This window comes from Streptosporangium vulgare, from assembly GCF_042428775.1.
In the GTDB taxonomy this organism is placed as follows: domain Bacteria; phylum Actinomycetota; class Actinomycetes; order Streptosporangiales; family Streptosporangiaceae; genus Streptosporangium; species Streptosporangium vulgare.
In genome coordinates, this window is record NZ_JBHMBS010000001.1 from 123,888 (window position 1) to 143,222 (window position 19,335).

Sequence of the window (19,335 nt, forward strand, 5' to 3'; positions counted from 1 at the left end):
GGTACGGCTGAGGCATGACCAACGACCCTGAGGACCCCCTGGTGGGCCTCGATCCGTTCGACCTCTTCGACGCCGAGGCGGAACGCCTCGACCGCTACTTCACGGAACTCGACGCGGAGGGCTGGGACCGCCCCTCACGGGCGGCCGGCTGGTCGGTCCGGGACGTGCTCGGGCACCTGGCGGGAGAGGAGCTGTACAACCACGCCTGCCTGGACGACGACATCGACGGTTTCACCGCGATGCTCCGTCGCGAGGGCGTGGACGGTGGTTTCGACGGTTTCAACGAGTGGTGCGTGGAGGGACGCCGCGGCGTTCCGGTCGAGGAAGTGCTCCAGGAGTGGCGGCGCGAGAACGGGGACACGCGCGAGCGGATGCGCGCGCTCGGCCACGAGGCCACGCTGCCGACCTCGGCCGGGCCGTACCCGGTGGGGCTGCAGGCCTTCCACTACGCCTCCGAGTACGCCACCCACGCCGACGACGTCGGCGCGCCGGTGACGGAGGACGAGGCGGGGGAGCGGGCCTGGTGGCGGGCCCGGGTGGGGGCGTTCGTGCTCGCCGAGCAGGACTCGAAGGTCCAGGTCGAGCCGGCCGCCGACGGGGTCCGGGTGCACGTGGACGGGATGAGCGAGCTGCTGCCGGCCCCGGTGTTCGTGGAGGCGACGGTCGGCCGCCTGCCGGACGACCATCCTCTCGACCGCAGGCTCAAGGCCGCCCTGCGCTGCCTGGCCTGAGCCCGGTCCGAGCCCGGTCCGAGCCCGGTCCGAGCCCGGTCCGAGCCCGGTCCGAGGTCTGTCCGCCCTGAGCTTTGAGCAGTGAGCCCCAAGCCCTGAGCGGTGAGCCCTGCGTCCTGAGCCCTGCGTCCTGAGCGGTGTGCGGTGTGCGGTGTGCGGTGAGTTTGGCCTGAGCGTGCGGGCGACCGCCCGCTCAGGTCTCTCCTCGCTCGCGCGGGATGCGCCCCGCTCGGTCGCCGGTGGATCCCCGCCCGCCGGAACGGCCCTCCTGCCCCTCTCCCTGCCCCTCTCCCTGCCCTTCGCCCTGGCCCTTCTTCCCGTCCTTGCGGCGCATCCGGTGCAGGGTGCCCGCGTGCGCGCGTTCCTCGGGGTGGTTGCGTACCCTCCGCAGGCTGGTGATGACGGTGACCAGCAGGACCAGGAAGATCACTCCGAGGGAGACCGGGGTCGGGACCTCGGGGAAGGACTTCGAGATGTCCTCGTGCAGGAACGACAGGATGAGCTTGAGACCGATGAAGCCGAGGATGACCGCCAGGCCGATCGACAGGTAGACCAGGCGTTCGAGCAGGCCCTCGATCAGGAAGTACAGGGCGCGCAGCCCCAGCAGCGCGAAGGCGTTGGCGGCGAAGACGATGAGCGGATGCTTGGTGACGCCGAAGACGGCGGGAATGGAGTCGAGGGCGAACAGCAGGTCGGTGCTCCCGATGGCGAGGAAGACCACGAACAGCGGGGTGACCACCCGCCTGCCGTCCTCGCGGGCGACGAGCTTGCCGCCGTGCATGTCGTCGCTGACCGGCAGCACCTTGCCCGCGCGCCGGATCAGCGGGTTGTTCTCGACGTCGGGGTCCTGGTTCCGGTGCCGGACGAGCTGGATCGCCGTCCAGATCAGCAGCAGGCCGAAGATCAGGAACGTGAAGGAGAAGAGGGCGATCGCCGCCGCGCCGACCGCGATGAGGACGGCGCGCAGCACCAGGGCGGTGGCGATGCCGAAGAGCAGCACCTTCTGCTGGTGCTCCTCGGGCACCGAGAACCGCGCCATGATGATGACGAAGACGAAGAGGTTGTCGACGGAGAGGCTCTTCTCCACCATCCATCCGGCGAAGTACTCCGTCGCCAGTCCCGACCCGGCCAGCCACCACAGGACCAGGCCGAAGGCGATGGCCACGCCGATGTAGAAGACCGTCCAGGCGGTGGCCTCGCGCATGCCCACGGCATGCGGCCGGCGCGCCGCCACCACGAAGTCGAGGACGAGCAGCACCACCACCAGCGCGATGACCGCGATCCACATGCCCACCGAGTCGATCGCCATCCGTGTCCCCTCTTACCGGCCGAGATCACTCGCCTTACCCGGGGCGAGGACCTCCACACCCCGCGGCCGACGAAGGGCCTCGTACCCGCCGAAGGGCCTCCGCGTCCGCCGAAGCCTCCCTGGCCAGGCGGTCCCCGGGCGTCCCCCGGCGTCCCCTGGTGTCCCACGGTGTCCCCCGGTGTCCCCCGGTGTCCCCTGGTGTCCGTCGGCGGGCCCCCGTGGCCGCCGACGGATCCGCCCCCTGCCCGCAGGGGTGTCCGCGGGCAGGGGGCGGAGGAAACGAAGCCGATGGAACCGATGGAACCGGCGGAAAGGGTCAGCGGGCCGCGCCCGCGCGGCGCTTCGTCCACACGTCGAGGGCGACGGCGGCGAGCAGGACCAGGCCCTTGAAGAGCAGGACCCGCTCGCTGGGCGCGCCGATCAGGGACATGCCGTTGTTGATCACGGCCATGATGAGACCGCCGGTGAGCGCGCCGACCACCTTGCCCACGCCGCCCTGGACGGCGGCGCCGCCGATGAACGCGGCCGCGATGGCGTCCAGCTCGAAGCTGGTGCCCGCCGTCGGCCCCGCCTGGTTCAGCCGCCCGGCGAAGATGATCCCGGCGAGCGCGGAGAGCACGCCCATGTTGACGAAGATCCAGAACGTGACGGACTTGACCTTGATGCCCGACAGGCTCGCCGCGTTCAGGTTGCCGCCGATGGCGTAGATGTGGCGGCCGAAGACGGCGCGGTTGGTCACGAGCGTGTAGCCCAGGACGAGGATCGCGAGGAGCACCAGCACCCAGGGCAGGTTCTTGAACCTGGCCAGCTGCACGATGATGACCATCACCACCGCGGCGGCGACACCGATCTTCAGGAAGAACAGCGGCAGCGCGTCGACCTTCTGCCGGTAGCCCAGCCGCGCCTGGCGGGTCCGCCACTGCGTGCCGGCGATCCCGGCCACCGCGGCCAGGCCGATGAGCAGCGTCAGGAGGTCGGCGCCGCCGAGCGGGCCGAGGCCGATGTTGCCGAAGAAGCCGGGCACGAAGCCGTTGGCGATGGTCCGCACCTCGTCGGGGAAGGGGCCGATGCCCTGGTTGCCGAGCACGGTCAGGGTGAGCGCCCTGAAGATCAGCATTCCGGCCAGGGTCACGATGAACGCCGGGATGCCGAAGTAGGCGATCCAGTAGCCCTGCCAGGCTCCGATCAGCGCGCCGACGATCAGCGTGATGAGGAGGGCGAGCGGCCAGGCCACGTCCATGTCGACCATCAGCACGGCCGCGATCGCGCCCGTGACCGCGACCACCGAGCCCACGGACAGGTCGATGTGCCCGGCGATGATGATCAGGATCATGCCGATCGCGAGAATCAGGATGTAGGAGTTCTGCACCATGATGTTCGAGATGTTCTGCGGGCTGAGCAGCCTGCCGTCGGTCAGGACGGAGAACAGCACGATGACCAGCGCGAAGGCGATGTAGATGCCGCTCTGCCGCAGGTTGAAGGAGAAACGGCCCCCCGGTGCCTTCGCGGGCACCGCCAGGAGGTCGCTGCCGCCCGGTGGCGGTGCTCCGGTCTTTCCCGCGGGCTCGGCGACGCCGTGTGCCGGGATCTGGCCGCTGCTCATCGTGCTCCCTACTCCTTTTCCTTGGTCATGAACTGCATGAGCCGCTCCGGGGTGGCCTCCGCCCGGGAGACCTCACCGGTGATGCGACCGGCCGACATGGCGTAGATGCGGTCGCAGACGCCGAGCAGCTCGGGAAGCTCCGAGGAGATGACCAGGATGGCCTTGCCCTGGTCGGCGAGCTGGTTGATGATCGAGTAGATCTCGTACTTGGCACCCACGTCGATACCCCGGGTGGGCTCGTCGAGGATCAGCACGTCCGCGTCGGTGAAGATCCATTTCGACAGCACCACCTTCTGCTGGTTGCCGCCGCTGAGCTTCCCGGTGACCGACAGCACGCTGGGAGCCTTGATGTTCATGCTCTCGCGGAAGCCGTCGGCGACCTGGTACTCCTTGTTGTCGTCGACCCAGCCGCGCTTCGCCAGCTTCCCCAGCGCCGCGGCCGAGACGTTCCGCTTGATGTCCTCGATCAGGTTGAGCCCGTACCGCTTGCGGTCCTCGGTGGCGTACGCGAGCCCGTGGCCGATCGCCTCGCCGACCGTGCGGAGCTGGATCTCCCGGCCGTCCTTGTAGGCGCGGCCGGAGATGCCGACCCCGTAGCTGCGGCCGAACACGCTCATCGCCAGCTCGGTGCGCCCGGCGCCCATCAGCCCGGCGAGGCCGACGATCTCGCCGCGGCGCAGCGTCAGGCTGGCGCCGGAGACGACGACGCGGCCGTGCTGGCTGGGGCTGTGCACCGTCCAGTCCTCGATCCGCAGCGCCTCCTCGCCGATCTTCGGCTCGTGCGGCGGGAAGCGGTGCTCGAGGTCGCGGCCGACCATGCCCGAGATGATGCGGTCCTCGGTGACCTGGTCGTTGCTCATGTCCAGGGTCTCGATCGTCCGGCCGTCGCGCAGGATCGTGGTCGAGTCGGCGATCGCCCGGATCTCGTTCAGCTTGTGGGAGATGATCACCGAGGTGATGCCCTCCTCGCGCAGCCCGCGCAGCAGGTCGAGCAGGTGCGCGGAGTCCTCGTCGTTGAGCGAGGCGGTCGGCTCGTCGAGGATGAGCAGCCTCACCTTCTTGGAGAGCGCCTTCGCGATCTCCACCAGCTGCTGCTTGCCCACCCCGATGTCCATCGCGGCCGTCACCGGGTTCTCCCGCAGCCCGACCCGCTCCAGCAGCTCGGCGGCCTCGGCGTTCGTCCGGTTCCAGTCGACCAGGCCGCGGCTGGTCCGCTCGTTGCCGAGGAAGATGTTCTCGGCGATCGACAGGTACGGGCTGAGCGCCAGCTCCTGGTGAATGATGACGATGCCGCGCTTCTCGCTGTCCCTGATGTCGGAGAAGCGGCACGGCTCGCCGTCGAAGAGGATCTCGCCTTCGTACGAGCCGTGGGGGTACACACCGGACAGGACCTTCATCAGCGTCGACTTGCCGGCGCCGTTCTCCCCGCAGATCGCGTGTATCTCGCCTCGCCGTACCACCAGGTTGACGTCCTGCAGGGCTTTGACGCCCGGGAACGTCTTGGTGATGCCACGCATCCGAAGTATGTCGTCGGTCATGCCGTCCGCCTCCGCACTGCCTTTCCGCTCCGTGGGCACCCGGCCGGCGGGTGGGGCGCCGCCGGCCGGGTGCCTTTCGTCATGACACCGGTACCGCTTACTTGAGCTGGTCCTCGGTGTAGTAGCCGGTGTCGACGAGGGCCTGCTTGTAGTTGTCCTTGTAGACGATCACCGGTTCGAGCAGGTTCGACGGGACGACCTTGTTGCCGTTGTCGTAGTCCTTGGTGTTGTTCACCTCGGGCTTGCCGCCCTTGAGCACGGCGTCGGCCATCTCGACGGTCACGGCGGCCAGCTTGCGGGTGTCCTTGTAGATCGTCGCGTACTGCTCGTCCGCGATGATCGACTTCACCGAGGCGACCTCGGCGTCCTGGCCGGTCACGATCGGGTAGGGCTGGCCGGAGGTGCCGTAGCCGCTGCTCTTCAGCGCCGACAGGATGCCGATGGACAGGCCGTCGTACGGGGAGAGGACGCCCTGGACCTTGGTGTCGCCGGAGTAGGCCTTGGTGATCAGGTCCTCCATGCGCCTCTGCGCGGTGGCCGGGTCCCAGCGCAGGATCGCGACGGTCTTGAAGTCGGTCTCCTTGCTCTTGACGACGAGGGTGCCGGAGTCGATGTACGGCTTCAGGGTGTCCATCGCGCCGTTGTAGAAGAAGGTGGCGTTGTTGTCGTCCGGGGAGCCGGCGAAGATCTCGATGTTGAACGGGCCCTTGGCGTCGCCCTCGGAGCCGTCCTCCTTCTTCAGCTTCAGGCCGACCAGCAGCGAGGTCGCCTGCTGCACGCCCACCTTGTAGTTGTCGAAGGTGGCGTAGTAGTCGACGTTCGGCGAGTTGCGGATGAGCCGGTCGTAGGCGATGACCGGGATCTTCTTGTCGGCCGCTTCCTGGAGCTGGGTGGTGATGGCGGTGCCGTCGATCGAGGCGATGATCAGCAGCTTGGCGCCACTGGTGATCTGGTTCTCGATCTGGTTGACCTGGGTGGGGATGTCGTTCTCCGCGTACTGCAGGTCGACCTTGTAGCCCAGCTTCTCCAGGGCGCTCTTGACGTTGTCGCCGTCGTGGATCCAGCGCTCGGAGGACTTGGTGGGCATGGTGACGCCGACGAGGGTCTCCGCGGGCGCCGCGGAGGCGGTCCCGGACTCGCCCTGTTCGGCGGTCTTGACGCTGGAGCCACAGGCCGTCACTCCCATGGCGAGAGCCAGGCTCACCGCGGCGGTGGCCAGCTTCGCGAACTTCATCGAATACCTCCTGTGTGGGAGCCCGCCCCGACCCAGGGGCGGGCCGGGGGAGCGGTGGGACGCGGTGCGTCCCGGGAGTAGCGGGTGCCGAGGCGGCGCGTCCCGGCTTCCGGCGTGCCACCGCCGGGGCGCGTCCTGTCCGAGCCGGGCCCACGGCGACACCGGAACGGGCCGGGACACGGCCCGCTCCGGTGCCGATGAGCGGTGTGGTGAACGTGTCCGTGAGCGTCTTCACGGACGGCGTCATGAGCCTCGACGTGAGCGCTCACATCAGCGGCGTCGGACCGCGCGGTGATCCGTCCGGCTGTGTGACGAGCTGTCAACTGCCCGGGTCGGCCGACTGTCAACCTTCGGGCGGTCAGGAGTTCTCGCACCATGGAGACCTTCCCGCAGGAGATGTGAGCGCTAACAAGAGAGTATGCGTCAGTTAAGGGCGTGATGACGGCAACGTCAAGTAGGCGTTAACAGATGATCTCTGAGTAATAAGAACGTAATCTCGCGGGTGCTTGACGAGAGGCATTGTTAGCGCTCACAGTCTGTCCCAAGCCATCCTGAAGGAGCCGACCCTTGAGCTCGAGTCTCGAACGACGTCCGCCCGTGATGGCGGACGTCGCCACGAGGGCCGGTGTGTCGCACCAGACGGTCTCGCGGGTGCTCAACGATCATCCCAACGTCCGCGCCGAGACACGCGCCCGGGTGCTGGAGGCGATCAACGAACTCGGCTACCGGCGCAACATGGTCGCCCGCGCCCTGGTGACGAGACACACACGCACCCTCGGGGTGGTGAGCTTCGACACGACCCTGTACGGGCCCGCGAGCACGGTCTACGGGATCGAGCAGGCGGCCAGGGCGGCAGGATACTTCGTCAGCATGGTCAGCCTCAAGACCATCGACACCGCGGGCGTGCGCGACGCGCTCGGCTACCTGGCCGAACAGGCGGTCGACGGCATAGTGGTGGTCGCGCCGCAGCGCTCGGCCGCCCCCGCGCTGGCCGACGTGCCCACCGACATCCCCGTGGTGGCCGTCGAGGGCAGTCACGCGGGCGAGGTGTCGGTGGTCAGCGTCGACCAGGTCGAGGGCGCCCGCCTGGCCACCCGGCACCTGCTCGACCTCGGCCACGAGACCGTGTGGCACGTCGCGGGCCCGTCCGACTGGCTGGAGGCCGACGGGCGGATCGAGGGCTGGCGCGAGGTGCTGACCGCCGCCGGCCGTCCGGTCCCCGAGTTGCTGTCCGGCGACTGGAGCCCGCGCTCCGGCTACGAGGCCGGGCTGCTCCTGGCGGCGACGCCGGGCGTCACCGCGGTGTTCGTCGCCAACGACCAGATGGCGCTCGGCGCGCTGCGGGCCTTCGCCGAGCAGGGCGTGCGGGTGCCCGAGCGGCTCAGCATCGTGGGGTTCGACGACATCCCCGAGTCCGAGTTCTTCACCCCGCCGCTCACCACGATCAGGCAGGACTTCGGGGCGGTCGGTAAACACAGCATCGAGGTCCTGCTCAGGCAGATGGAGGCGGGAGCGGAATGGTCCCACGAGCGACACGTCGTCCCGCCGCGGTTCGTGGCCAGGGCCAGCACCGCGCCGTTCCGCGCCTAGGCCCGCGTACCGTGATTCCGCGCACCGTGATTCCGCGTCCAAGCCCGCGCGCCGTGGTTCCCCGCCGAGGTCCGTGCGCCGTGGTTCCCCGCCTAGGCCCGCGTACCGTGGTGTCGCGCCGGAGGTCGCGTCCGGGGCCGGGGGTCGTTCCCGGCTCGGGGCCGCGGCGTCCCGGTGCGCCGCACCGCGCCTGAACCCCGCGGATCCCGCGCGGTCACCCGTGCCGGACCCCCGTACCGAGCCCGTACCGAGGCCCCAACGTCCCGATGTCCTGGAGATGATGTGAACGCTAACAACGATCGTTACGTGGTCGGTGTCGACTTCGGTACGCTGTCGGGCCGCGCCGTGGTGGTGAGGGTGAGCGACGGTGCCGAGGTGGGCACCGCCGTGCACGAGTACGCCCACCGGGTGATCGAGGACCGGCTGCCGGGCACCGCGGTGCGCCTGGGCCCCGACTGGGCGCTGCAGTCGCCGGAGGACTGGCGGGAGGTGCTGCGCCAGGCGGTGCCCAAGGCGGTGGCGGCGGCCGGGATCTCCCCGTCGCAGGTCATCGGCCTGGGGACCGACTTCACGGCCTGCACCATACTTCCCGCCACCGCCGACGGCGTCCCGCTGTGCGAGGTCGACGGGTTCGCCGGCCGCCCGCACGCGTGGCCGAAGCTGTGGAAGCACCACGCGGCGCAGTCGCACGCCGACCGGATCAACGCCGTCGCCGCCCGCAGGGGAGAGTCGTGGCTGCCCCGCTACGGCGGGAAGATCTCCTCGGAGTGGGCGTTCGCCAAGGGCCTCCAGGTGCTGGAGGAGGACCCGGAGGTCTACGGCCGCGCGGAGCGCTGGATCGAGGCCGCCGACTGGATCGTCTGGCAGCTCACCGGCGTGGAGACGCGCAACGTGTGCACGGCCGGATACAAGGCCATCCGCCAGGACGGCCACTACCCCTCCGCCGAGTTCCTCGCCGAGCTCAACCCCGCCTTCACCGGCTTCACCGACAAGCTCGGCGGGGAGCCGTCCCCGCTGGGCGGCCTCGCCGGACGGCTGGACGCCCGCGCCGCCGGGTGGACGAAGCTGCCCGAGGGCATCGCGATCTCGATCGGCAACGTCGACGCCCACGTCACGGCCGCCGCCGCCGACGCCGTGCGGCCCGGCCAGATGGTCGCCATCATGGGCACCTCCACCTGCCACGTGATGTCCTCCGACGCCCTGGCCGAGGTGCCCGGCATGTGCGGCGTGGTGCGCGACGGCATCGTGCCCGGCCTGTGGGGGTACGAGGCGGGCCAGTCGGGGGTCGGCGACATCTTCGGGTGGTTCGTCGAGACCTCGGTCCCCGGCTCCTACGAGCGCGAGGCGGAGGAGCGCGGGCTCAGCGTGCACGAGCTGCTCACCGAGCTCGCCGCCGGCCAGCGGGTCGGGCAGCACGGCCTGGTGGCGCTCGACTGGCACAACGGCAACCGCTCGGTGCTGGTCGACCACAACCTCTCCGCCGTGGTCGTCGGCCAGACGCTCGCGACGCGGCCCGAGGACACCTACCGGGCGCTGATCGAGGCCACCGCGTTCGGCGCCCGCACGATCGTGGAGACCTTCGAGGACTCCGGGGTGCCGGTGACCGAGTTCGTCGCCGCCGGGGGCCTGATCAAGAACCGCTTCCTGATGCAGGTCTACGCCGACGTGCTGCGCCGCCCCATCTCGGTGATCGGCTCCGAGCAGGGCTGCGCCCTGGGGTCGGCCATCCACGCCGCGGTCGCCGCCGGGGCCTACCCCGACATCACCTCGGCCTCGGCCGCGATGGGCCGGCGCGGCGAGGCCGCCTACATCCCCGACGCCGGGCGCGCGGACACCTATGACCGGCTGTACGCCGAGTACCGCCGCCTGCACGACCACTTCGCCGGTGGGGAGATGCTGCACGGCCTGCGAGCCCTGCGCAACGAGGCCGTCACACCGGCCGGCGAGAACGACAAGAGCACGTCGACGAACGAGGAGGACGCGTGACCGGGCGCGAGGAACACCTGATCGGGCGAGCGCTGCCCCCGCCCCCGCGTGCGGCCGGGCATCCGGCCCGGCGCGGGGCCGGGGGCCCGGCCCCGCACGAAACGGGGGCGGCCGGATGAGCGCCGTCGTCAGGAGGCTGCGGGAGACGGTGTCCGCGCTCCACCAGGAGCTGGTCCGCTACAACCTCGTCGCCTGGACGGCCGGGAACGTCTCCGGCCGGGTCCCCGGCGAGGACCTCTTCGTCATCAAGCCGTCCGGGGTGATGTACGAGGACCTCACCCCGGAGTCGATCGTGGTGTGCGACCTGGACGGCGAGCTGGTCGAGGGCGATCTGGCCCCGTCCAGCGACACCGCCGCGCACGCCTACGTCTACCGGATGATGCCGCAGGTGGGCGGCGTGGTGCACACCCACTCCACGTACGCCTCCGCCTGGGCGGCGCGGGACGAGGCCATCCCGTGCGTGCTGACGGCGATGGCCGACGAGTTCGGCGGCGAGATCCCGGTGGGGCCGTTCGCGCTGATCGGCGGGGACGACATCGGCAAGGGAATCGTCGCCACCCTGGAGGGCCACCGCTCCCCGGCGGTCCTGATGCGCAACCACGGCGTCTTCACCATCGGCGCGGACGCCCGCGCGGCCGTCAAGGCGGCGGTGATGTGCGAGGACGTCGCCCGCACCGTGCACGTGGCCCGCCAGCTGGGCGAGCCGGTGCCCATCGCGCAGTCCGACATCGACAGTTTGTACAACCGCTACCAGAACGTCTACGGGCAAAGGAGTCCGCGGTGACCCTCCACGAGCGCGAGATCTGGTTCCTCACCGGAAGCCAGGGCCTGTACGGCGAGGACACGCTGGCCCAGGTGGCGGAGCAGTCCCGGCGGATCGCCGAGCAGCTTGACGAGACGCTGGCGTTCCGGGTGGTGTGGAAGCCCGTGCTCACCGACGCCGGGGCGATCCGCCGGGTCTGCCTGGAGGCGAACGCCTCCGACGCCTGCGTCGGGGTGATCGCCTGGATGCACACCTTCTCCCCGGCCAAGATGTGGATCGCCGGGCTGGACGCGTTGCGCACGCCGCTGCTGCACCTGCACACCCAGGCCAACGTGGCACTGCCGTGGAGCTCCATCGACATGGACTTCATGAACCTCAACCAGGCGGCGCACGGCGACCGCGAGTTCGGCTACATCCAGGCCCGGCTGGGCGTGGCGCGCAAGACCGTCGCCGGGCACGTGAGCGACCCGGCGGTGGTGGCGCGCGTGGGCGCGTGGGCGCGGGCCGCGGCCGGGCGCGCGGAGGTGGGCTCGCTGCGGCTGGCCCGCTTCGGCGACAACATGCGCGACGTGGCGGTCACCGAGGGCGACAAGGTGGAGGCGCAGCTGCGCTTCGGCGTCTCGGTCAACACCTACGGCGTCAACGACCTGGTCGCCGCCGTCGACGCCGCGGCGGACGCCGAGGTGGACGTCCTCACCTCCGAGTACGAGGACACCTACAAGGTCGCCCCCGAGCTGCGCACCGGAGGCGAGCGCCACGACTCGCTGCGCTACGCCGCCCGCATCGAGCTGGGGCTGCGCCACTTCCTCACCGAGGGGGGCTTCGGCGCGTTCACCACCAACTTCGAGGACCTCGGCGGGCTGCGGCAGCTGCCGGGGCTCGCGGTGCAGCGGCTGATGGCCGACGGCTACGGCTTCGGCGGCGAGGGCGACTGGAAGACCTCGGTGATGGTCCGCACCCTGAAGGTGATGTCGGCCGGTCTCTCCGGCGGCACCTCCTTCATGGAGGACTACACCTACCACCTCACCCCCGGCCAGGAGGTCATCCTGGGCGCGCACATGCTGGAGGTCTGCCCGACGATCGCCGCCGGGGTGCCCTCGTGCGAGATCCACCCGCTGAGCATCGGCGGGCGCGAGGATCCCGTCCGGCTCGTCTTCGACGCGGAGCCGGGACCCGCCGTGGTGGTCGGCCTGTCCGACATGGGGGACCGGTTCAGGCTGGTGGCCAACGAGATCGACGTGGTCACCCCCGCCGAGCCGCTGCCCAGCCTGCCCGTCGCCCGCGCGGTGTGGAGGCCCCGCCCGAACCTGAGCACCTCCGCCGAGGCGTGGCTGACCGCCGGAGGCCCGCACCACACCGTCCTGTCGTCGGCCCTCACCACCGAGGAGCTCACCGACCTGTCCGAGATGCTCGGGGTCGAACTCCTGGTCATCGACGCGGACACCACTCCCCGCCAGTTCGCCAAGGAGATCCGCTGGAACCAGGCGTACTACCACCTGGCCCGCGGTTTCTGATCCGCCGGACCCCGCTCGTCCACCACCCGTTCCCGCCGGAAGACGTGCCGCCGTACGCGGCCGTCGATCGTGCGCGGCCGTCGGCCGTACGTGATCGTCGATCGTGCGCGGCTCGTCGTGCGCGGCCGCCGTACGCGGCGGGACGGGTGGTGACGGCGGCGGCGTGAACACCGGGAGCGCTAGGGGCGGAGCCGGTGGCCGTCGTCCAGCAGGCGGGAGAGCACGCTGAGGGTGGCCGCGCCCGCCGCGACGCCGCTGAGCAGGGAGAGCGGCCAGGCGGACCCGGCCACCAGGGCGAGCGCGCAGGCCAGCGTCGCGATCACGGCCGTGGCGGCCACGACGAGCAGTCCAGGTACGGAGAACATCGGCTCACTCCCGCAGGGTGCGCCGCCGGGGTTCCGGCGGCACTGTGGTCGAGGACCGGCTCCGGTCGGAAGCCGTACTCGCCCCGATATGTTCTGCCCGTCCTGGGCGCGGTAATCATGAAACGGGCGAACTCGTACTCGCTTCGATACATCCCGCCTTTCCCGGGCACCGCGATTGCGAACCGGGCGGGCCGCGAACGGTGGCGGCGGGGCCCGGGGAACGGACTCGATCGGCCCGCCGGGAGCGGCCGGGAGCCGCGGAGAGCCACAAGGAGGCGGCCGGAAGCCGGCGGAGGTGCCGGGAGCGGCCGGGAGCCGCGGAGAAGCTGCCGAGAGCCGTGGAGGGCTGCGGAGAAGCGGCCGGGAGCGGTGGGAAGTGGCGAGAGCGGCGGGTGGAGCCCGGACGCGGTGCCTCCCATGATCCGTCGAGACCATGCGATCCGGGACCGCATGGTCTCGACGGATCACGAAATCCCCTGTTGACCGTTTCCTCGCCACCCGCCGAGCCCCCCGGCGCCTTCGCCGAAAACTATGGCAGAGGGGTGCGGGGCGTGGTTGCCCGTCCGTGCCTGATGCTTGCCTGTCCGTGCCCGATCGGCTCGGCACCCGTTTGGCCCGCCGCTCGCGCGGGTCGCCCTCCCACCGCCCCGGCTCGCGCGGGTCGCCCTCCCGTCGCCCCGGGCGGGGGCCCGGTACGCCCGGCCCTGCCGACAGGGTAGGAAGGGCTGGTCACATCTGGGCGTCATTAGTGTGAAATTCAGTGAACATAGCTGCTCGATATGATCTTTCTTGCCCACTGTCTCCTATCTGAGCATTGGTTTTGTGCGTGAACAAGGGTTTGTCTCTTGTTCACCAAACTCAGGTCTGATAGAACAAACGGCACATGTAGGTCGGGTGGGCCGTCAGTGCGGCGATCCGCTCACCTCGCGGCCTATCCCTCATGGCCCCTGGAGGACTGCGATGCCCGGTTTCCCTCACCCCCACGGTCCGGTGTCCCCCGAGCTGTCCCGTCGCTCGATCCTGCAACTCGGGGGTGGGGTCGCCCTCCTCTTCGCGACCGGGTGCGCCGCCGGCACCAAGGCGGGCGGCTCGGACACCCCGGCGGCGAGCGCGGCCCCCGGCGGGAGCGGCGCCCCGGCCGCCTCGGCGCTGCGGATCGCGGTGAGCAGCTACCTGAGCAGCTGGGACCAGGACTTCGTCGGGTTCGACCTGACCGCGCTCATGCTCTACAAGAACGTCTTCCCCTACATGGTCGACTACGGGGTCACCTCGGTCGGCGGCGGCCAGATCCTCGACACCGAGGCCATCACCCCCACCTTCGCCGAGTCCTTCGAGCCCGACGCCGACAACAAGGTCTGGACCCTCAAGCTGCGCAAGGGCGTGAAGTTCGCCAGCGGCAACGAGATGACCGCCAAGGACGTCAAGTGGTCCAAGGACCGCGCCTTCGCCGCGAAGGCCAACGTCGCCGGGATCTACCGGCTGATCGGGCTCACCGAGGCCGACCAGGTCAAGGTGGTCGACGACCACACCGTGACGTTCACCCAGGCGTTCCCCAGCGCCCTCACCCGGCAGATCCAGGCCATCTCGCTGTACGTCTTCGACTCCGAGGAGGCGAAGAAGCACGCCACCGCCGACGACCCCTGGGCCAAGGAGTGGTTCGCCAAGAACCCGCCGAGCGGCGGCTACTTCAACGTGGGCAAGGCGGTCCAGGGCCAGGAGATCGTGCTCACCGCCAACACCGGCTACCCCGGCCCCGACGGCGCCAAGAGCCCCGAGATCAGGCTCACCGTGGTGCCCGCCGCCGCCAACCAGCGCCTCCAGCTGCAGAACGGCGACATCGACATCGCCTTCGGGATCGGCCAGCGCGACATCAAGGACCTCAAGACCACCGAGGGCATCAAGGTCATCTCCGCGCCGAGCAACAGCCAGGTCGCGATCCAGATGTCGGTGACCACCGCGCCCTTCGACGACCCCGCGGTCCGCAAGGCGCTCGCCCACGCCGTCCCGTACGAGCAGATCATCGCCAACGTCTACGGCGGCGACGCGCGGCCCGCCAAGAGCGTCGTCCCGCTGGACATGCCCGGCTACTCCGAGACCGGCTACCCCTACGCCTACGACGTCGCCAAGGCCAAGGAGACGCTGTCCGGGGCGGGCAAGACCTCGGTCACCTCCGAGCTGGTCTTCCAGACCGACAGCGAGGAGCAGCAGCAGATCGCCGTCCTGGTGCAGAGCGAGGCGAGGAAGGCGGGCATCGAGCTGAAGCTCACCCCGCTCGACCCCGCCACGCTCGCCGAGCGCAGGGAGAAGAAGAACATCCCGCTGCAGGTCACCGTGGGCCAGCTCTGGGTCAACGACGTGGAGTACATGCTCGGGACCAGCTTCACCAAGGGCGCCAGCCTCAACTACTCCAACTACGTCAACGACGAGATCGAGAAGATCTTCGAGAACTCCCACACCGTCGTCGACGAGGCCGAGCGCGCCAAGCTCTGGCTGCGCGTGCAGGAGATCCTGGCCGGGGACGTGCCGTGGGTCGTCGTCTGCCAGCCCAACTTCAACCTCCCCGTCAGGGAGGAGGTGGCGGGCTGGGTCCAGCCGATGGACGGTCTGGCCCGGCTGCGCTACCTGAGCGTTTCAAAGTAATCCATGCGCATCCTCCGGTTCCTCCTCAGACGGCTGCTCCAGCTCGTCCCGGTGCTCCTCGGCGTCGTCGTCCTGACCTTCCTCCTCGTCAGGGTCCTGCCGGGCGACCCGATCCGTACCATCCTCGGCCCCAACGCCACGGAGGCCGACGCCGCCGCCGCGCGGGCCAGGTTCGGGCTGGACCAGCCGCTGTGGCGGCAGTTCCTCGACTACGTCGGCGGGCTGTTCACCGGTGACTTCGGCACCTCCATCCAGAGCGGTGCCCCGGTGGGCTCGGAGATGGCCGTGCGCGTCGGGCCGACCATGGAGCTCGTGGTGATCGCGCTGGTCGTGGCGCTGGTGCTGGCGACGGTGCTCGGCATCTGGTCGGCGCGGAACGCCGGCCGGTTCGGCGACCACACCGTCCGCGTCGCGGCGCTCGTCGGCAACTCGGTGCCGGAGTTCTGGCTCGGCCTGGTGCTGGTCCTCGTCGGCTACAGCGTCCTGGGCTGGTTCCCGGCGCCCAGCGGCCGGGTGGACCCCGACACCGACCTCAGCCTGATCACCGGCGCCGACCTGCTCGACGCGGCGCTGACGGCCAACGGCCCCGCGTTCGTCTCGGCGCTGGAACACCTCGTGCTGCCGGTGGCCACGCTGGTGATCGTCATCGTCGCGCCGCTGCTGCGCAGCGTCCGGGCCTCCGCGCTGGAGGTGCTCGCCTCCGAGGCGTACGCCGCCGCCGCCGCGCACGGGCTCAGGGACCGGCTGCTGCTGCGCGGCTACCTGGTACGGGCCACGCTGGTGCGCCTCCCCGCGCTGGCGGCCCTGGTGTTCGGCTTCTCCATCGGCTCGACGGTCCTCGTGGAGTACGTCTTCTCCTGGCAGGGCTTCGGGCAGTGGGCGCTGCGCGGCCTGCTCTACCGGGACTACCCGGTGGTGCAGGCGTCGGTGCTCGTGATCGCGCTGTTCTACGTGGTGGTGTTCCTCGTCGCCGACGTCGTCCACGCGGTCCTCGACCCGAGAGTGAGGATCTGATGCCGGACGCCGAACACGCCCCCGAGGCCGGAGCCGGACACGTGCGGAAGCCCGATGACGCGCGTGCCCCGAAGGTGGGGCGCACCCCGAAGGCGGGGCGCGTCCGGGAGGCCGGTGGGGACCGGCGCTTCGCGTCGTCGCTGATCACGGCCGGTTCCGCGATCCTGCTCCTGGTCGCGGTGGCGGTCGTGTTCGCGCCGCTGCTGACCGCGTGGGGCCCGGAGGAGATCGACCCCCTCGCCTCCCTCGCCCCGCCGGGCGGCGCCCACCTGCTGGGCACCGACCTCAACGGCATGGACGTGTGGAGCCGGGTCCTGTACGCCGCCAGGCTCGACGTCGGCATCGCGGTCGCCGCGGTCGCCCTCGCCGTGGTCGCGGGCAGTTTCGTCGGCCTGGTCGCCGGATACCGGGGCGGCTGGCCGGACGACGTGCTGATGCGGGTGCTCGACGTCTTCCAGGCGTTCCCCACCTTCATCCTGGCCCTCGCGGTGGCCGCGCTGCTCGGTGGCGGGACCGCCAACCTGGTCGCGGTGATCGCGCTGGTGAACGCGCCCGCGTACGCCCGGCTGGTGCGGGCCGAGGTGCGCTCGATCAGGGAACTGCCCTTCGTGGAGGCGTCCCGCACCTCCGGCGCCTCCTTCTGGGGGGTGCTCTGGCGGCACGTCCTGCCCAACAGCCTCACGCCGGTGCGCGTGATCGCCCCGCTGAACTGCGGCTGGGCGATGCTCACGCTGGCCGGGCTGTCCTTCCTCGGGCTCGGCGTGCCGGTGCCCACCGCCGAATGGGGCGCGATGATCAGCCTCGGCACCGGGGACGTCGTCGCCGGCCGGTGGTGGACCTCGGTGCCCCCCGGCCTCTTCCTGCTGATCTGCGTCCTGGGCTTCAGCCTCCTCGGTGAGGGCCTGCAGGAACGCGCCGACTCCACGAGGAGGTGACGGACGATGACCCTCCTGTCGATCGAGGACCTCTCCGTCGTGATCGACCGTCCTGGACGCCGGGTCGCCGCGCTGAGCGGGGTGAACCTGAGCGTCGAGCCCGGCGAGGTGGTCGGCCTGGTCGGTGAGAGCGGCGGCGGCAAGAGCATGGTGGCCCGCTCGATCGTGGGCCTGCTGCCCGGCGGCTCCCGTACGACCGGGCGGGTCATGTTCGACGGCGCCGACGTGCTGACGATGGGCGCCGCCGAGCTGGAGTCCTTCCGGGGGCACGGCGCCGCGATCTGCTTCCAGAACCCGCGCGGCGCGCTCAGTCCCACCAGGACCGTCGGCCGCCAGCTCGTCGACCGGCTGGTCACCCACCGGGACCTCGCCCCCGCCCCCGCCAGGGAGGTCGCCGCCGAGCTGTTCGAGTCGGTCGGCATCCGCAGCCCGAGGCGCCGCCTGGACGCCTACCCGCACGAGCTCTCCGGCGGCATGGCGCAGCGCGTCATGATCTCGCTGGCCACCGGGTGCGCCCCCGGCCTGCTGATCGCCGACGAGCCCACCACCGGGCTGGACGTGACCCTCACCAGGGAGATCCTCAACCGCTTCCGGCTCGCCGCGAACGCCGAGCGGCGCGGCGTCCTGCTGATCTCCCACGACCTCGCCTCCATCGCGGAGGTCTGCGACCGCGTCGTGGTGCTCTACGCGGGGACGGTGGTGGAGAGCGGCCCCGGGCCGCAGGTGCTCGACGAGCCCGCCCACCCCTACACGCGGGCGCTGCTGCGCTCGGTGCCCGACATCGACGGGCGCCCGGTGACCGCCACCCCCGGCGCGATGCCGCTGCCGGTGGAGGCGCCGTCCTCCTGCCCGTTCGCGCCGCGCTGCGCGCACGCGACGGAGTTGTGCACGACGGAGCTTCCGCGCGCCGAGGCCCTCGCCTCCGACTGGAGCGTCGCCTGCTTCCACCCCCGCTCCGGACCCCTCACCGAGCCCGCCGACATACCTGCGCCCGCCGACGCACCTGCGCCCGCCGACACGCCTCCCGGGCCGTCTCTCGCGGGGGTCGCGCCCGTTCTCACGGGGACCCCGCCCGTGGACGGGGAGCCGCCCGCCCGTACGGAGGCACCGTCCGGGGCGAGGGCCGTCCCCGGAAGGGGGACGGGCGGGGAGGTGCTGCGCGTCGAGGACGCGCACGTCCTCTACCGGGCACGCTTCGGCGGCGGGGGCCACCACGCCCTGCGCGGGGTGAGCCTCGGCGTCGCCGCGGGCGAGACCCTGGGCATCGTCGGGGAGAGCGGCTGCGGCAAGAGCACGCTCGCCCGGCTGATGCTCGGGCTGGTGGCGCCCTCACAGGGGAGGGTCGAGGTGGCGGGGCGGGTCTTCTCCGAGCTGCGCGGCCGGGAGCTGCGCCGCCTGCGCACCCGGGCCCAGCTGGTCTTCCAGGATCCCGTGGGGTCGCTCAGCCCCCGGCGTACCGTGGCGGACGCGATCGGCGAGCCGCTGCGCGCCGCCGGGGTGCCCGCCGCCGAGCGGGCGTCGCGCGTCGCCCGCGTCCTGGAGCGCATGGAGCTGGACCCGTCGATCCTGGGGCGGCGCCCGCACGAGCTGTCCGGCGGGCAGGCGCAGCGCGTCGGCATCGCCCGCGCGCTCGTCGGCGACCCCGACCTGATCGTCTTCGACGAGCCGACCTCGGCGCTCGACGTCACCGTGCAGGCGCAGATCCTGAAGGTGATCGCCGAGGTGAGCGGCGACCGCTCGCGCGGCACGGTCTTCATCTCCCACGACCTGGCCACCGTCCGGGGGTTCTGCGACCGCGTCGCGGTCCTCTACCTGGGGCGGATCGTCGAGGAGGGGCCGGTGGAGGAGGTCTTCGGCAACCCGCTGCACCCCTACACCCGGGCGCTGCTGGCCGGAGCCCCCAGCCTCGGCGCCGGGTACGGCGGCCCGAGAGTCGAGCTGACCAAGGATCTGGAGGAGGCGGACGCCGCCGCGGGCTGCGCGCTCGCGCCGCGCTGTCCCTTCGCGACCGGCGAGTGCCGGGAACAGGAGCAGGAACTCCGCCCGTACGACGCGAGCCTGGTCGCCTGCCGCCGCGTCGCCGAGATCCCCGCGCTGATCGAAAGGTGACACC

General features: G+C 71.0%; 14 protein-coding genes. 9 read left to right on the forward strand and 5 right to left on the reverse strand.

Annotated elements, in window-relative coordinates:
* Positions 1–14 precede the first annotated feature (14 nt).
* Positions 15–731: a maleylpyruvate isomerase family mycothiol-dependent enzyme gene (locus ACFFRH_RS00560; protein ID WP_344743699.1), complete on the forward strand. Its 717-nt coding sequence runs from the start codon at positions 15–17 to the stop codon at positions 729–731.
* 193 nt (positions 732–924) lie between these two features.
* Here the strand turns inward: ACFFRH_RS00560 and ACFFRH_RS00565 are convergent, their stop codons facing one another.
* From ACFFRH_RS00565 to chvE, 4 genes are all read right to left on the reverse strand, one after another.
* On the reverse strand, positions 925–2,040 hold the full coding sequence (locus ACFFRH_RS00565) for a TerC family protein (protein ID WP_344743698.1): 1,116 nt from the start codon (positions 2,038–2,040) through the stop codon (positions 925–927).
* 316 nt (positions 2,041–2,356) lie between these two features.
* Positions 2,357–3,643: a multiple monosaccharide ABC transporter permease gene (gene mmsB / locus ACFFRH_RS00570; RefSeq protein ID WP_344743697.1), complete on the reverse strand. Its 1,287-nt coding sequence runs from the start codon at positions 3,641–3,643 to the stop codon at positions 2,357–2,359.
* Between the two features lie 8 nt (positions 3,644–3,651).
* Positions 3,652–5,181 carry a multiple monosaccharide ABC transporter ATP-binding protein gene (gene mmsA / locus ACFFRH_RS00575; protein ID WP_344743696.1) on the reverse strand — a complete coding sequence of 510 codons (1,530 nt, stop codon included), beginning with the start codon at positions 5,179–5,181 and terminating at the stop codon, positions 3,652–3,654.
* Between the two features lie 97 nt (positions 5,182–5,278).
* Positions 5,279–6,415 (reverse strand): multiple monosaccharide ABC transporter substrate-binding protein, encoded by a 1,137-nt coding sequence (gene chvE / locus ACFFRH_RS00580; RefSeq protein WP_344743695.1) that lies wholly within the window; start codon positions 6,413–6,415, stop codon positions 5,279–5,281.
* 600 nt (positions 6,416–7,015) lie between these two features.
* On the opposite strand from chvE, the gene ACFFRH_RS00585 reads away from it, so the two are divergent.
* From ACFFRH_RS00585 to araA, 4 genes are all read left to right on the forward strand, one after another.
* Complete coding sequence (locus ACFFRH_RS00585; protein ID WP_386154223.1) at positions 7,016–8,005, forward strand: LacI family DNA-binding transcriptional regulator; 990 nt, start codon at positions 7,016–7,018, stop codon at positions 8,003–8,005.
* 282 nt (positions 8,006–8,287) lie between these two features.
* A complete protein-coding gene (gene araB, locus ACFFRH_RS00590; RefSeq protein ID WP_386153169.1) occupies positions 8,288–9,991 on the forward strand; it encodes a ribulokinase in 1,704 nt (567 codons plus the stop codon).
* A gap of 115 nt (positions 9,992–10,106) precedes the next feature.
* A complete protein-coding gene (locus ACFFRH_RS00595; RefSeq protein ID WP_386153172.1) occupies positions 10,107–10,775 on the forward strand; it encodes an L-ribulose-5-phosphate 4-epimerase in 669 nt (222 codons plus the stop codon).
* A complete protein-coding gene (gene araA / locus ACFFRH_RS00600; protein ID WP_386153175.1) occupies positions 10,772–12,268 on the forward strand; it encodes an L-arabinose isomerase in 1,497 nt (498 codons plus the stop codon). Before ACFFRH_RS00595 ends, araA begins: the two co-directional genes overlap by 4 nt.
* A 179-nt stretch (positions 12,269–12,447) precedes the next feature.
* On the opposite strand, the gene ACFFRH_RS00605 is transcribed toward araA, so the two are convergent.
* Positions 12,448–12,633: a hypothetical protein gene (locus ACFFRH_RS00605; RefSeq protein ID WP_344743693.1), complete on the reverse strand. Its 186-nt coding sequence runs from the start codon at positions 12,631–12,633 to the stop codon at positions 12,448–12,450.
* Between the two features lie 960 nt (positions 12,634–13,593).
* Here ACFFRH_RS00605 and ACFFRH_RS00610 point away from each other — a divergent pair.
* Genes ACFFRH_RS00610 through ACFFRH_RS00625 form a run of 4 tightly spaced genes read left to right on the forward strand, consistent with a single transcriptional unit; the run spans position 13,594 to position 19,331 of the window.
* Entirely contained in the window at positions 13,594–15,273 is a 1,680-nt protein-coding gene (locus tag ACFFRH_RS00610) for an ABC transporter substrate-binding protein (RefSeq protein ID WP_344743692.1), read from the forward strand.
* A gap of 3 nt (positions 15,274–15,276) precedes the next feature.
* The gene (locus ACFFRH_RS00615; RefSeq protein WP_344743691.1) at positions 15,277–16,287 is read left to right on the forward strand and encodes an ABC transporter permease; all 1,011 of its coding nucleotides are present in this window, start codon (positions 15,277–15,279) and stop codon (positions 16,285–16,287) included.
* Complete coding sequence (locus ACFFRH_RS00620; RefSeq protein ID WP_344743690.1) at positions 16,287–17,222, forward strand: ABC transporter permease; 936 nt, start codon at positions 16,287–16,289, stop codon at positions 17,220–17,222. Before ACFFRH_RS00615 ends, ACFFRH_RS00620 begins: the two co-directional genes overlap by 1 nt.
* Positions 17,223–17,228: 6 nt before the next feature.
* Complete coding sequence (locus tag ACFFRH_RS00625; protein WP_344743689.1) at positions 17,229–19,331, forward strand: dipeptide ABC transporter ATP-binding protein; 2,103 nt, start codon at positions 17,229–17,231, stop codon at positions 19,329–19,331.
* Positions 19,332–19,335 lie beyond the last annotated feature (4 nt).